Source organism: Petropleomorpha daqingensis, from assembly GCF_013408985.1.
GTDB lineage: Bacteria > Actinomycetota > Actinomycetes > Mycobacteriales > Geodermatophilaceae > Petropleomorpha > Petropleomorpha daqingensis.
Genome location: NZ_JACBZT010000001.1, coordinates 1,253,897 through 1,266,764, shown reverse-complemented (window position 1 = coordinate 1,266,764; position 12,868 = coordinate 1,253,897). Strand labels below are relative to the sequence as shown.

The 12,868-nt window shown below is 72.9% G+C and carries 16 protein-coding genes; 8 read left to right on the top strand and 8 right to left on the bottom strand.

Features of this window, described 5'->3' with window-relative positions:
• The 6 genes from pstB to GGQ55_RS06220 all read right to left on the bottom strand — a co-directional run bounded on the left by pstB (window position 1) and on the right by GGQ55_RS06220 (window position 5,954).
• Window positions 1-780, bottom strand: coding sequence for a phosphate ABC transporter ATP-binding protein PstB (gene pstB / locus GGQ55_RS06245; RefSeq protein WP_179715607.1), 780 nt, complete (start codon window positions 778-780; stop codon window positions 1-3).
• 31 nt (window positions 781-811) lie between these two features.
• Window positions 812-1,894 (bottom strand): phosphate ABC transporter permease PstA, encoded by a 1,083-nt coding sequence (gene pstA, locus GGQ55_RS06240; RefSeq protein WP_179715606.1) that lies wholly within the window; start codon window positions 1,892-1,894, stop codon window positions 812-814.
• A gap of 3 nt (window positions 1,895-1,897) precedes the next feature.
• The gene (pstC, locus tag GGQ55_RS06235; RefSeq protein WP_179715605.1) at window positions 1,898-2,791 is read right to left on the bottom strand and encodes a phosphate ABC transporter permease subunit PstC; all 894 of its coding nucleotides are present in this window, start codon (window positions 2,789-2,791) and stop codon (window positions 1,898-1,900) included.
• Between the two features lie 162 nt (window positions 2,792-2,953).
• Complete coding sequence (gene pstS / locus GGQ55_RS06230) at window positions 2,954-4,087, bottom strand: phosphate ABC transporter substrate-binding protein PstS (protein WP_179715604.1); 1,134 nt, start codon at window positions 4,085-4,087, stop codon at window positions 2,954-2,956.
• 165 nt (window positions 4,088-4,252) lie between these two features.
• Window positions 4,253-5,167, bottom strand: coding sequence for a mycothiol synthase (mshD, locus tag GGQ55_RS06225; RefSeq protein ID WP_281371493.1), 915 nt, complete (start codon window positions 5,165-5,167; stop codon window positions 4,253-4,255).
• Between the two features lie 34 nt (window positions 5,168-5,201).
• Window positions 5,202-5,954: a winged helix-turn-helix domain-containing protein gene (locus GGQ55_RS06220; RefSeq protein WP_179715603.1), complete on the bottom strand. Its 753-nt coding sequence runs from the start codon at window positions 5,952-5,954 to the stop codon at window positions 5,202-5,204.
• Window positions 5,955-6,017: 63 nt separating this feature from the next.
• On the opposite strand from GGQ55_RS06220, the gene GGQ55_RS06215 reads away from it, so the two are divergent.
• The 8 genes from GGQ55_RS06215 (at window position 6,018) to GGQ55_RS06180 (ending at window position 11,317) form a co-directional block, all read left to right on the top strand.
• Entirely contained in the window at window positions 6,018-6,809 is a 792-nt protein-coding gene (locus tag GGQ55_RS06215) for an alpha/beta hydrolase (RefSeq protein WP_218859182.1), read from the top strand.
• Window positions 6,806-7,636 carry a hypothetical protein gene (locus GGQ55_RS06210; RefSeq protein ID WP_179715602.1) on the top strand — a complete coding sequence of 277 codons (831 nt, stop codon included), beginning with the start codon at window positions 6,806-6,808 and terminating at the stop codon, window positions 7,634-7,636. The genes GGQ55_RS06215 and GGQ55_RS06210 overlap by 4 nt, the downstream gene beginning before the upstream one ends.
• Window positions 7,637-7,661: 25 nt before the next feature.
• Complete coding sequence (locus GGQ55_RS06205; RefSeq protein WP_179715601.1) at window positions 7,662-8,351, top strand: LmeA family phospholipid-binding protein; 690 nt, start codon at window positions 7,662-7,664, stop codon at window positions 8,349-8,351.
• Between the two features lie 55 nt (window positions 8,352-8,406).
• Complete coding sequence (locus GGQ55_RS06200; RefSeq protein WP_179715600.1) at window positions 8,407-8,853, top strand: thioredoxin family protein; 447 nt, start codon at window positions 8,407-8,409, stop codon at window positions 8,851-8,853.
• A gap of 148 nt (window positions 8,854-9,001) precedes the next feature.
• Window positions 9,002-9,445: a DUF4395 domain-containing protein gene (locus GGQ55_RS06195; RefSeq protein WP_179715599.1), complete on the top strand. Its 444-nt coding sequence runs from the start codon at window positions 9,002-9,004 to the stop codon at window positions 9,443-9,445.
• 27 nt (window positions 9,446-9,472) lie between these two features.
• The gene (locus GGQ55_RS27600; protein WP_179715598.1) at window positions 9,473-10,306 is read left to right on the top strand and encodes a sulfurtransferase; all 834 of its coding nucleotides are present in this window, start codon (window positions 9,473-9,475) and stop codon (window positions 10,304-10,306) included.
• A 2-nt stretch (window positions 10,307-10,308) separates the two neighbouring features.
• A complete protein-coding gene (locus GGQ55_RS06185; RefSeq protein ID WP_179715597.1) occupies window positions 10,309-10,602 on the top strand; it encodes a DUF1416 domain-containing protein in 294 nt (97 codons plus the stop codon).
• A gap of 109 nt (window positions 10,603-10,711) precedes the next feature.
• Window positions 10,712-11,317, top strand: coding sequence for an NADPH-dependent F420 reductase (locus GGQ55_RS06180; RefSeq protein WP_179715596.1), 606 nt, complete (start codon window positions 10,712-10,714; stop codon window positions 11,315-11,317).
• A gap of 45 nt (window positions 11,318-11,362) precedes the next feature.
• Here the strand turns inward: GGQ55_RS06180 and GGQ55_RS06175 are convergent, their stop codons facing one another.
• Both GGQ55_RS06175 and GGQ55_RS06170 read right to left on the bottom strand, forming a co-directional pair.
• Complete coding sequence (locus GGQ55_RS06175; protein WP_179715595.1) at window positions 11,363-12,139, bottom strand: DUF4184 family protein; 777 nt, start codon at window positions 12,137-12,139, stop codon at window positions 11,363-11,365.
• A complete protein-coding gene (locus GGQ55_RS06170) occupies window positions 12,123-12,818 on the bottom strand; it encodes a TetR/AcrR family transcriptional regulator (protein WP_366488842.1) in 696 nt (231 codons plus the stop codon). The genes GGQ55_RS06175 and GGQ55_RS06170 overlap by 17 nt, the downstream gene beginning before the upstream one ends.
• Between the last annotated feature and the right edge of the window lie 50 nt (window positions 12,819-12,868).

The window sequence follows — 12,868 nt, the reverse complement described above, 5'->3', positions numbered from 1 at the left end:
TCATCCGAAGCGGCCGGAGATGTAGTCCTCGGTCGCCTTCTGGTCGGGGTTGCTGAAGATCTTCTCGGTCGGGTTGAACTCGATCAGCCGGCCCGGCTGCCCGACGCCGTTGAGGTTGAAGAAGCCCGTGTACTCGCTCACCCGCGCCGCCTGCTGCATGTTGTGCGTGACGATGACGATGGTGAAGCGCTCCTTGAGCTCGCTCATGAGGTCCTCGATCGCCAGCGTGGAGATCGGGTCCAGCGCCGAGCAGGGCTCGTCCATGAGCAGGACGTCGGGCTCGACGGCGATCGCGCGGGCGATGCACAGCCGCTGCTGCTGACCTCCGGAGAGCCCGGCTCCCGGACGGCCGAGCCGGTCCTTGACCTCGTCCCACAGGTTGGCGCCCCGCAGCGACTTCTCCACCAGCGCGTCGAGCTCGGCCTTCTTCATCTTCTTGGCGTTCAGCCGCACCCCGGCGATGACGTTGTCGTAGATCGACATCGTCGGGAACGGGTTCGGCCGCTGGAAGACCATGCCGATCTGCCGCCGGACGTCGACCGGGTCGGTGTCCGCGGCGTAGAGGTCCTGGCCGTCCATCACGACCTTGCCCTCGACGTGCGCGCCCGGGATGACCTCGTGCATGCGGTTGAGCGAGCGCAGGAAGGTCGACTTCCCGCAGCCCGAGGGGCCGATCAGCGCGGTGACCGCGCGCGGCTCGATGGAGACGGTGACGTCCTGAACGGCGCGGAAGCTGCCGTAGAAGATGTTCAGGTCCGAGACGTCGATGCGCTTGGCCACTGCGTCCTCCGTTAGCTGGGTGGCGGGTCGGTCAGCGACCGGTCTTGGGGGAGAAGATCCGGCTGATCAGCCGGGCGATGAGGTTCAGCACCAGCACGATGACGATGAGCACCATCGCCGCCGTCCAGGCCCGGTTGATGCCGTACTCGGGCGGCACGCCGGGCTGGGTGAGCTGGTAGTAGGCGTAGACCGGCAGCGTGGCCATCCGGCCGTCGAACGGGTCGAGGTTGGTCGCGTTGGTGATGCCGACGGTGACCAGCAGCGGCGCGGTCTCACCGATCACGCGCGCGATCGCCAGCGTGACCGCGGTGCCGAGGCCGGCCAGCGCGGTCGGCAGGACGACCTTGACGACGGTCCGCCACTTCGGCACCCCGAGCGCGTAGGAGGCCTCCCGCAGCTCGTTGGGCACGAGCTTGAGGACCTCCTCCGAGGACCGGACGATCACCGGGATCATCAGCACCGACAGCGCGACCGCGCCGGCGAAGCCCATGCGGACCCCGGGGCCGAAGAAGATCACGAACAGCGCGTAGGCGAACAGGCCGGACACGATCGACGGGATGCCGGTCATGACGTCGACCAGGAAGGTGATCCAGCGCGCCAGCGGGCCGCGGCCGTACTCGACCAGGTAGATCGCGGTCAGCAGGCCGACCGGGACCGACATCACCGCGGTGATGCCCGTGATGATCAGCGTGCCGAGGATGGCGTGGTAGGCGCCGCCGCCGGGGCCGACGATCCCGACCATCGAGGAGTTGAAGAACTCGCCGTCCAGGCGGGCCAGACCCTTGCTGATCACCTCGTAGACGAGGCTGACCAGCGGCACCATCGCGAGGAGGAAGGCGCCGTAGACCAGGCAGGTCACGAACCGGTCGGTCGCCTTGCGGCGGCCCTCGACCGCGCGCGAGGCGGCGACGACGACCAGCGTGCCGACGATCGCGACGGACAGCACGACCAGGACGGTGTTCAGGCCCGCGACGAGCTGGAGCACGACGCCGACGACGAGCAGCGCGCCGAAGACCGCGGGGGTGAACCAGCGCGACAGCGGCCGCCCGACGCGCGTCGGCTCGAGTTCGGGGAGGGCGGGGCTCGTCTCGGGGGCCCGGGTAGGGGTGCTCATCGGTTACTCCGAGAACTCGGCCCGGCGGTTGACGATCGACCGGGCGAAGAAGTTGACCGCGAAGGTGATGACGAACAGCGCCAGGCCGCTCGCGATGAGGGCGTTGACCGCCAGGCCGCTCGAGTCGGGGAAGTTCAGCGCGATGTTCGCCGCGATCGTCGAGGGGTTGGTGCTGCTGATCAGGTTGAAGCTGACCACGCCGGGCGACACCGAGAGCACGATGGCGACGGCGAGCGTCTCGCCCAGCGCCCGGCCCAGGCCGAGCATCGCGCCGCCGATGACGCCGGAGCGGCCGTAGGGCAGCACCGCCATGCGGATCATCTCCCAGCGGGTCGCCCCGAGGGCGAGCGCGGCCTCGCGGTGCAGGGCCGGCGCCTGGCTGAAGACCTCGCGGGAGATCGCGCTGATGATCGGCAGGATCATGACCGCGAGGACGAGCCCGGCGGTGAGCATCGTGCGGCCGGTGGGCGAGGCCGGGCCGGAGAACAGCGGTATCCAGCTCGCGTGCTCGGCCAGCCAGTCGTAGAGGGGCACCAGCCGCGGGGCGAACCACGAGATGCCCCAGAACCCGAAGACGATGCTCGGGATCGCGGCGAGCAGGTCGACGACGTACCCGAGGCCCTGGGCCAGCCGGCGCGGCGCGTAGTACGTGATGAACAGGGCGATGCCGACCGCGAGCGGGGTCGCGACGAGCAGCGCGATGATCGCGGCGAGCAGCGTGCCGAACAGCAGCGGCCAGACGTAGGCCACGATGCTCTTCCCGCCCGGCAGGTCGGCGGCATCGGCGGTCAGCGCCGGCACCGACTGGGCGACCAGGAAGGTCGCGACCCCGGCGAGGACGACGAGGATCAGGATCCCGGCTCCGGTGGCGCTGCCGGAGAAGAGCCGGTCACCCATCCGGCGCACGGTGCGCCGGTCGGGGGCTTGCGAGGTTGTCGTCACTCCTGCTCCGCGGGCTCGGGACGGTTCGGTTCGTGGGGCGGGCCGCCCCGTACCGGGCGGCCCGATGGCCCGGGGCGTCTCGCAGGACGCCCCGGGCCACCGGTCAGCAGGTCGGGATCACTTGCCGGCGATCGCGTCGACCGCCTTCTGGCTCTGCTCGCGCAGGGTGTCCGAGATCGGCGAGGAGCCGGCCTGGTCGGCCGCGGCCTTCTGGCCGTCCTCGCTGATCACGTAGCTCTCGAACGCCTGGACCAGCTTGGCCTTGGCGGCGTCGTCGTACTGGATGCAGCCGATGTGGTAGCTGACCAGCACCAGCGGGTACTGGCTCGGGTCGGTCGGCGTGCGGTTGATGTCGTAGGCGAAGTCGTACTGGCCGCGGCCCGACTTGACCTGCGAACCCTCGACGACCGCGGCCGCGCCCTCGGCGGATGGCTTCACGAAGTCGCTGCCGACCTTGATCTTGGCGACCCCGAGGGAGCCGGCCTGGCTCTCGTCGGCGTAGCCGATCGCGCCCTCACCGGCCTGCACGGCGCTGATCACGCCGGAGGTGCCGTTGGCCGCCTCGCCACCCTGGGTCGGCCACTCGTCGACGGCGCCGCCGGTCCACGAGTTCGGGGCCGCCTTGGCCAGGTAGTCGGTGAAGTTCTTCGTGGTGCCCGACTTGTCACCGCGGTGCACCGGGGTGATGGCCGTGCTGGGCAGCTGCGCGTTCGGGTTGTCGGCCTTGATCGCCGGGTCGTCCCAGGTGGTGATCGCGCCGGAGAAGATCTTGCCGACGGTGTCGGGCGACAGGTTCAGGTCGCTGACGCCGGGCAGGTTGTAGACGACGGCGATCGCCGAGATGTAGTTCGGCAGCTCGAAGACGTCGCCGCCGCCGCAGCGGTCCTTGGCCTTCGTCACCTCGTCGTCGCTGAGGTAGGCGTCCGAGCCGGCGAAGTCGACGCCGCCGGAGAGGAACTGCTCACGGCCACCGCCGGAGCCGACCGGGTCGTAGTTGACCGTGACGTCGGGCTGGGACTTGCTGAAGCCGGCGGTCCAGCCCTGCATGGCCGCCTGCTGGGCGCTGGAGCCCGCGCCGTTGAGGGTGCCGCTCAGCTGCTCGGCACTGCCGCTGGCGTCGCTGCTCCCGCTGCCGCTGTTCGACTCGTTCGACGCGCCGCACGCGGCGAGCGCGAGAGAGCCGGCGAGCGCCATCGCCACAGGGAGGGCGCGCGTCTTGGTGCTGAGCTTCAACTCGATGCCTCTCGACATGGCCCGGACGTCTCTGCCGGGCGCACTGGACCAACGTCGAGGAAGTTAGGGAGCCGAAGTGGCCGCTCCACGGGCGATCGGTGAACGGTGGATGAACGGCCGTCGAGCGTTTTCCGACCGGGTGAGAACCACCTCACAAAGGGCAGGTGAACCGGTGCGTGTCGGCTACGAGCGGGAGCTGTCCCGTCGCCACGAGACGTCGACGGAGAACCGCCGGAAGCCGGTGCGCTCGTACAGCGCGACGGCGGCGACGTTGTCCTCCTCGGTGTAGAGGAGCACCTCACCCAGCCCCCGCCCGCGCAGGTGCGCCAGGCCCAGATCGGTGAGCGCCCGCCCCAGCCGCAGCCCCTGCGCGTCGGGGTCTACCGCGAGGACGTAGATCTCGCCGACGGCGTCCTCGCCGGCGTCCCCGGGCGGGTGGACCTTCGTCCAGTGGAAGCCGAGCAGCGTGCCGCCGTCGTCCGGGTCACCGCGCCAGGCGAGCAGGAAACCCGCCGGGTCGAACCAGGGCTCGGCCTCGCGCACCGCCAGGTCGTCCGGCGTCCAGCGGCCCTGCTCGGGGTGCCACGCGAAGGCGCGGGCGTTGACCCGCAGCCACGCCTGCTCGTCCCGGCCGGGGCGGAACGGCAGCACCTGCACGTCCTCGGGCAGCGCCGGGTGCGGCTCGGGGTCGACGCCGGCCAGGTCGCGACGCATCTGCAGCAGCACGCGGGCGCGCCGGTAGCCGCGGCGCTGCGCCAGGGCGGTCGCGGCGGGCAGGTCGCCGTGGGCCCACACCGACAGCGGCCGGTCGCCGGCCACCTGCTCCACGTGCGCCAGGAGAGCGGTGCCCACCCCGGTGCCGCGGGCCGCGGGGGCCACGACCAGCTCGGCCGCGGCCTCGCCGTCGGTCTCGACGCGGGCGTAGCCGAGCAGGGCGCCGTCCCGGCCCTCGGCGAGGACGTCGCGGCCGCCGGGCGGGCCACCGTGCTGCAGGCGCAGCTGGGTCTCCTCCGAGACCGGCCGCACGCCGTCGGCGGCGCTCGCGGCGGTGAGCAGGGCGAGGACCTCGGCGACGTCGTCCGGGGGGAGCCGGTCCAGGTCGCGGAGCTGCGGTGTGGAGGTCAGGGCTGCCTCAGGCCAGCGGGGCCGGCGCCGACTCGGCCTCGACCTTGGCGGCGGCCGCCGCGGCGTCGGCGACCTGCTGGTCGAGCTTGTAGCCGACGTTGCGGACCGTGCCGATCAGCGCCTCGTGCTCCGTGCCGAGCTTGGCCCGCAGCCGGCGCACGTGGACGTCGACGGTGCGGGTGCCGCCGAAGTAGTCGTAGCCCCAGATCTCCTGGAGCAGCTGCGCCCGGGAGAACACCCGGCCCGGGTGCTGGGCCAGGTACTTCAGCAGCTCGAACTCCTTGTAGGTGAGGTCGAGCGGGCGGCCGCGCAGCTTGGCCGAGTAGCTGTGCTCGTCGATGACCAGCTCGCCGGCCTTGGTCACGCCGCCGTCGGGGCCGTCGACCGGGGTGGCCGCGGCCAGCCGGCGGCCGGTAGCCCACTTCAGCCGGGCGTCGACCTCGGCCGGTCCGGCGGTGTCGAGCAGGACGTCGTCGACACCCCAGTCGGCCGACAGCGCGACCAGCCCGCCCTCGGAGAGGACGGCGACCAGCGCACCGGCCACGCCCGTGGAGGACAGCAGCCCGCAGAGGGTGCGGGCATGGATGAGGTCGTGCCGGGCGTCGACCAGGACGACGTCGCCGGACGTGCCGTCGAAGGGGCCGTCGAGCAGGCTGGAGAGGTCCGGGGCGACCACGTGCACCTGGTGGGCGAGCAGCCCCAGGGCGGGCAGCACCTCGGTCGTCGCCTGGCGCGCCGCGGTCATGAGCACGAGTCGCATGCTGTCTCCTCGGGTGGGAGGCCCCGACGGCGCTGTCGAGCGGGAGAACGCAGGATAGCCGACGTGCTGTTAGCGCACCCACCACAGAGTGACCACCGTGACCTGCGGGTCGTCACGTCCGACGCGGTCGCGCTGTCCGGGATCGCCGCCGCGTCGACCGCGACGGTCCCCGCCGGCGACCGGCCCATCACCTTCGTCGTGGCCCACGGGTTCACCAACACCGTCGCCTATCCGCCGTTCCTCCGCCTGGTCGGCTGGCTGCGGCGGTTCGGTGCGGTGCGCGCCCTCGACTTCCGCGGGCACGGCCGCTCGGGCGGTGCCTCGTCGGTCGGCGGGGACCCGGAGGTCGCCGACGTCGACGCGGCCGTGGCCGCCGCCCGGGCCGACGGCGCCGATGCCGTCGTGACCCTGGGCCTGTCGATGGGCGGCGGGGTGGCGCTGCGCCAGGCCGCGCTGGGGCAGCACCGTCCCGACGCCGTGGTCTGCGTGAGCGCGGTGAGCCGCTGGTACGTGCGCGACACCCGGCCGATGCGGCGGGTGCACTGGCTGCTCGAGACGACGGCGGGCCGGGTGCTCGGCTCCCGGGTCGTGCGGCTGCGGCTGGACGAGCCGTGGCGGACCCTGCCGCTGTCGCCGCTGCAGGTGGTCCACCGCATCGCGCCCACACCGCTGCTGCTCGTGCACGGCGACCGCGACGAGTACTTCCCGATCGAGCACTTCCGCACGCTGGTGCAGGCAGCGGGCCCGGCGGCGACCGCCTGGGCCGTCCCGGGCCTCGGGCACGCAGAAAGCGCGGTCACCGCCCCGCTCGTCGAGCGGATCGGGCGCTGGGCGTCTGCCACGATCAACCCGTGACGTACGCCGCAGAGGACGAGGAGACGGGGGTCGAGGTCTCGCGCTGGGGGCACCACCTCCCCGCGGCCGGCCTGGTCGTCCTCGCCGTGGCGGCGCTCATCGGGGGTGCCCGGTACGGCGGTGACGCCGGTCGGGTGGGCTCCGTCCTGCTCGTGCAACTGGCGGTCGTGGCCGGCGTCGTGCTGGCCACCGGCGCCGGGCTCGGGACGGCGGTCGTCGGCATCGCGGCCTCGGCCGGTGCGCTCGCCGCGCTGGAGCTGCCGGCCCGCCCGCACCTCGGCGGGCTGCTCGCCGTCCTGGGGCCGGCCTTCCTCGTCGTCGTCCTGGAGCAGATGCTGCGCCGGCACCGGCAGGACGTGGTCGCGACGCTGTCGGTCGGCGTGCTGCTGGTCACCGCCGTCTCGGCGCTGGCCGTGTGGCTGCTGGTCGGGCGCTCGACCTCGACCACCGGGCTGGACACCACGGCCCTGCTGGTGGTGGGGGCAGCGCTGCTGGTCGGGCACGTGGTCGACCTGGTGCTGCCGCGGCCGGCGCTCGCGCTGGACGTGCCCCGCGGGCTGCTCGGCCTGGTCCTCGCGGTGGCCGCGGGGGCGGCGGTGGCGGTGCTCCGCCGCGGGGTGGGCGGTGTGGGCGGGGCGATCCCCGTGGTGATCTTCGGCGGGGTGCTCGGCGCGGTCGCGGCGCTGGTCGCGGTGGCGGCCAGCTACGTCGCCGTCGAGACCGAGCCGACCGGCCGGGCACGCGCGGCCGGGCTGTCGCTGGTGCAGGCCCTGCTCCCGATCGCCGCCTGCGCGCCGGTGGCCCTGGCGTTGCAGACGGCGCTCTGAGGCATCCGACGGGAGACTGGCCCGGGTGAAGGGGCTGCTGATCACTCTCGTCGTCCTGGTGGGCCTGGCGGTCGTCGCCGACCGGGTCGCGGTCGGGTTCGCCGAGGACAAGGTCGCCGAGCAACTGGCGAGCAAGGGCCACCTGGCCGGTACGCCGTCGGTGGACATCGCCGGCTTCCCCTTCCTCACCCAGGCGTTCGCGGGCGACTACGAGGACGTGCGGATCGCGCTGTCCGCGAAGGACCTGGACCAGCCGGCGGGCACCAGCGCCGACGTCCGGCTGCACGGGGTGCACGTGCCGCTGTCGAGCGTGCTGTCCGGCTCGGTGGAGGAGGTCCCGGTCGACCGCATCGACGGGACGGCGACGCTGTCCTACCAGCTGCTGGCCGCGCAGCTCGGCGGGGACACCACGCTGCGCCGCGAGGGCGACGGCCTGCGGATCACCAAGACCGTCCAGCTCGCCGGCTACACCCTGCCGCTGACCGCCGCGGGCACGGTCACCCTCGACGGCGACGACCTGGTCGTCGACGTGCAGAAGGCGTCGGGCGCCGGCGTCGACGTCCCCGGGTTCCTGGTCGGCAAGGTCAGCGACCTGCTCGACCTCCGGTACACGATCCCCGCGCTGCCGTTCGGGCTGCAGCTGACCTCGGTGCAGCCCGCGGACGACGGCGTCCACATCACGGTCGCCGCGAAGGACACCGTCCTGCGCGGCTGAATCCGATCGACTCGATCGGGAATACCGCCGGACCGGCCGCCGGTTGCGCCCGGAGATGAGTCCGATCGGGGTGGCCGTGCTGGCCGGGGCGCTGGTGCTGACCGCGTGCGCGGCCCGGTGGCTGCGCACGCGCGACGGTGCGCTCCGCGCGCCGGTGGACGGGAGGGACGACGTGGCCGGTCCGCTGGCGGTGCTGGCGCGGCTCGGCGTCCGGCCGCAGGACGCCGACCTGACCGTCGTGCAGTTCTCCACGGCGTTCTGCGCCCCGTGCCGGGCCACCCGCGCCCGGCTGCAGCAGCTGCAGAGCAGCCGGCCGGGCCTGGCGCACGTCGAGATCGACGCCGAGTCGCAGCTCGACGCCGTCCGCGAGCTGGACGTCCGCCGGACGCCCACGCTGTTCTACCTCGGTCGCGACGGGAGCCTGATCGGCCGCAGCAGCGGCGCCCCGCGTCCGGACGAGCTGACCGCCCTCGTGAACGCGCATGCAGGGACGCCGACGTGATCCGTTACCCTCGCCTCGTGGGCATCCTGCTGACCTCGCGCCGCACAGTGGACCTGTGCCGCGTCGGCAGCTGCCTGTGTCCGACCTCCTGAGGTCGGTTCCCGACCGGCCAGACGTGCCCTTGTCCGCCGTCCGAAGGTCTGTCCCCATGACTGCACCGTCGCGTGAGGTCGACGTGCGGGGCCCCCGGTTCTCCGCGTGGGTCACCACCGTCGTCCTGGCCGTCGTCCTGCTCACCGGCAGCGGGTGGCTGCTCGCCGCCCAGGCCGTCGTCTTCGCCGTGGGTGCGTTCGCCGGCCTGCGGTACGCGCCCTACGGGGTGCTGTTCCGGGTCCTGGTCGCGCCGCGGCTGGGTCCGGCCCGCGAGCGGGAGCCCGAGGCGCCGCCCCGGTTCGCCCAGTTCGTCGGGTTCGTCTTCGCCGTGGTCGGCACCGTCGGCTACCTGCTCTCCGCGCCGCTGCTCGGCGCGATCGCCACCGGCTTCGCTCTGGTGGCGGCCCTGCTCAACGCGGCCACGGGCTTCTGCCTGGGCTGCGAGATGTACCTGCTCATCCGGCGGGTGGCGTCCCCCCGCGCCAGCACCGCTGCCTGACCGACTCACTCAGGAAAGGAACGTCCCATGAGCCGCAACGACGTGCTCGTCACCGCCGACTGGGCCCAGGAGCACCTCGGTGAAGCCGGCCTGGTCTTCGTCGAGGTCGACGAGGACACCAGCGCCTACGACAAGGGCCACATCGAGGGCGCGGTGAAGCTGGACTGGAAGGCCGACCTCCAGGACCCGCTGCGCCGCGACTTCGTCAGCAAGGAGCAGTTCGAGAAGCTGCTCTCCGAGAAGGGCATCAGCAACGACGACACCGTCGTGCTGTACGGCGGCAACAACAACTGGTTCGCCGCCTACGCCTACTGGTACTTCAAGCTCTACGGCCACGAGAAGGTGCTGCTGATCGACGGCGGCCGCAAGAAGTGGGAGCTGGACAGCCGTCCGCTCTCCGAGGACGCGGTCAGCCGTCCGGCCACGCAGTACCAGGCCAAGGACCCCGACACCTCCATCCGCGCCTTCCGCGACGAGGTCGTCGCCGCGATCGGCCAGAAGAACCTGGTCGACGTCCGCTCGCCCGACGAGTTCGCCGGCAAGCTGGTCGCCCCGGCGCACCTGCCGCAGGAGGGCGCGCAGCGTCCCGGCCACATCCCGACCGCGGTGAACGTGCCGTGGAGCAAGGCGGCCAACGAGGACGGCACCTTCAAGAGCGACGACGAGCTGCGCCAGCTCTACGCCGACGCGGGCCTGGACACCAGCAAGGACACCATCGCCTACTGCCGGATCGGCGAGCGCTCGAGCCACACCTGGTTCGTGCTGCGCGAGCTGCTCGGCGAGCCGAACGTGAAGAACTACGACGGCTCGTGGACCGAGTACGGCTCCCTCGTCGGCGTCCCGATCGAGAAGGGGGCCTGAGCATGTGCGGAGCCCCGAAGCAGGGCGGTGGCCTGGCCGGCATCGACCTGGACACCCAGACGGTGATCCAGGGCCAGGTCTGGCACGACGGAGCCCCGGTGGCCGGCGCCTACGTCCGGCTGCTCGACGCGACCGACGAGTTCACCGCCGAGGTGGTGACCTCGCCGGAGGGCCAGTTCCGGTTCTTCGCCGCGCCGGGCGCGTGGAAGGTCCGCTCGCTGGCCCCCGTCGGCAAGGGTGAGCGCAGCCTCTCCGCCGACGTCGGCCTCAACGAGACGACCGTCGTCCTCGACTGAACGACTGACGAGCGGAGTGCCACGGCGCGGAGATCGCGCCCGTGGCACTCCGCTCGTCGCGTCTCCAGGGGTCTTGTCCTGACCCGGTGCCCGGAGTGAGCTGACCGGCATGGAGATCGGGATCCTCGGCAGCGGCGTCGTCGGCCGGGCGCTCGCCGCCGGTTACGCCCGGCACGGGCACGGCGTGCGCATCGGCACCCGGCAGGCGCAGGTCGAGGGCGTGCCCTCCGCCCCGCCCGCGGAGGTGGTGCGCGGCGCCGACCTGGTCGTCATCGCGGTGAACGGCCACGTCGCGGTCGACCTGGTCCGGTCGGTCGCCGCCGAGCTCGAGGGCAAGGTGCTCGTCGACGCGACCAACCCGCTGGAGCCCTCCGAGGGCGGGATGGGGCTGTTCGTCGGGACGACCGACTCGCTCGGCGAGCAGATCCAGCGCGCGGTGCCGGGTGCACGTGTGGTCAAGGCCTACAACACGGTGGGCAACGCGCTGATGGTCGACCCCGACCTACCCGGCGGCCCGCCGACGATGTTCCTGGCGGGGGACGACGTCGACGCCAAAGCCCTGGTGACCTCGCTGCTGGAGGAGACCGGCTGGGACGTCGCCGACCTCGGCGGCATCGAGGCCAGCCGCTGGCTCGAGGCGATGTGCATGGCCTGGGTCGCCTACGGCGCGCGCACCGGCACCTGGACCCACGCCTTCCGCCTGCTCAGGTCCTGACCCGCGGCGGTGGGCCACGATCAGGTCACCTGATCCGAACGCTTCCTAGCTCATGTCCTGACGTGAGCCAGGAACACGCGCGGTGAGGGAGGACGACCGGCGCCGGGTGAGGTGCCACCCGATCGCGAGCAGGACGGCGATCAGCAGCACCGTGCCGCCGGCCCACTGCGCGGCGGGGAAGACGGCGTCGTCCAGGCTGCCGGCGGCGAGGCCGGCGACGGTGCCCGCACCCACGGCCAGGACGGCGAGCAGCGGCCACACCCACCGGGCCGCCGGCTCCGCCCGGGTCGGGACGGCGGGCGTGCGCCGCCACCACCGGACGAACCAGACGAGCAGAACCGCGAGCCCCACCACGCTGCTGGCGTACTGCAGCCAGCGGTAGCCCGGCAGCGGTCCCCAGCTCTCCGCGAGCACGGAGAGGTGTTCGGCGCCCCAGCGGCGGGCGTGCGTGAACGCGTCCCAGGCCAGGTGGGTCGCCGTTCCGAGCACCAGGGCGACGACGAGCAGCACGACCTGCCGCACCGAGGCGATCCGCACGGCCAGGCCCGGTGCGACGCCTCCGGCGAGACGGCCGCGCAGCGCCGCCGGCGCCGTCGCCGATGCCGGCTCGGCGAGCAACCCGTGCCACAGCGCCCAGGCGAGCAGACCGAGGAGCAGGTCGGTCGTGACGCCGGCGAGCCAGGTGTGGGTCGGGTACCACTGGGGGAGCGGCAGGTAGAACGGCAGGTCCGGGGCCATGCTGCCGATCACGAGCGCCGAAGCCGGCAGCGGTGTGCGCAGGAACGGCAGCACCGCCGCCGGGTGGCTACCGGTGAACGGCACGGAGCCCGATGAGCCCGGCGAGCTCGGTCATGGTGAGGTCGAAGTAGCGGTCGCCGTCCTCCACGGACCCGACGAAGTGCCCGAACAGCTCGAAGCTGATGGTCCCGTAGATCGCGCTCCACGCCAGCAGCGCCCGGACCCGGACGGCGTCGTCGAGGTCGGGGTGGTCCCCGCCGAGGACGGCGACGGCGTCGTCGCTCACCAGTCGCGGGTCCCGCTCGACTCGCGCCGGCGGGGGGAGCTGCCCGGCGCGGGCGGCGTCGCCGAGCACCATGCCCAGCCGCACCCCCACCCGTGACGCGGCCGGGACGGTGTCCTTCGGCGCCTGGTAGCCGGGCACCGGCGAGCCGTAGAGCAGCGCGTACTCGTGCGGGTGCTCGCGGGCCCAGTGGCGCACTGCCCGGCAGATCGCCAGCCAGCGCTCGAGCGGCGGCGCTGCGGGGTCGTCGGCCTTCTCCGCCGCCTCCCCCAGCGCGTCGTAGCCGTCGATGATCAGCCTGGTCAGCAGGTCGTCGCGGCTCGGGAAGTACCGGTAGAGCGCGGACGACGCCATCCCCAGCTCCCGCGCGACAGCGCGCAGCGAGAGGGCGGCAGCGCCGACCTCGGCCAGCTGGCGGCGGGCGGCCTCGGTGATCTCCGCGGTCAGCTCCGCGCGGACGCGTTCACGGGCGGTGGGCACGTCGCCATGGTGCGGTACGAGAACAGTGAACGCAAGTGAGAGCACTGCTC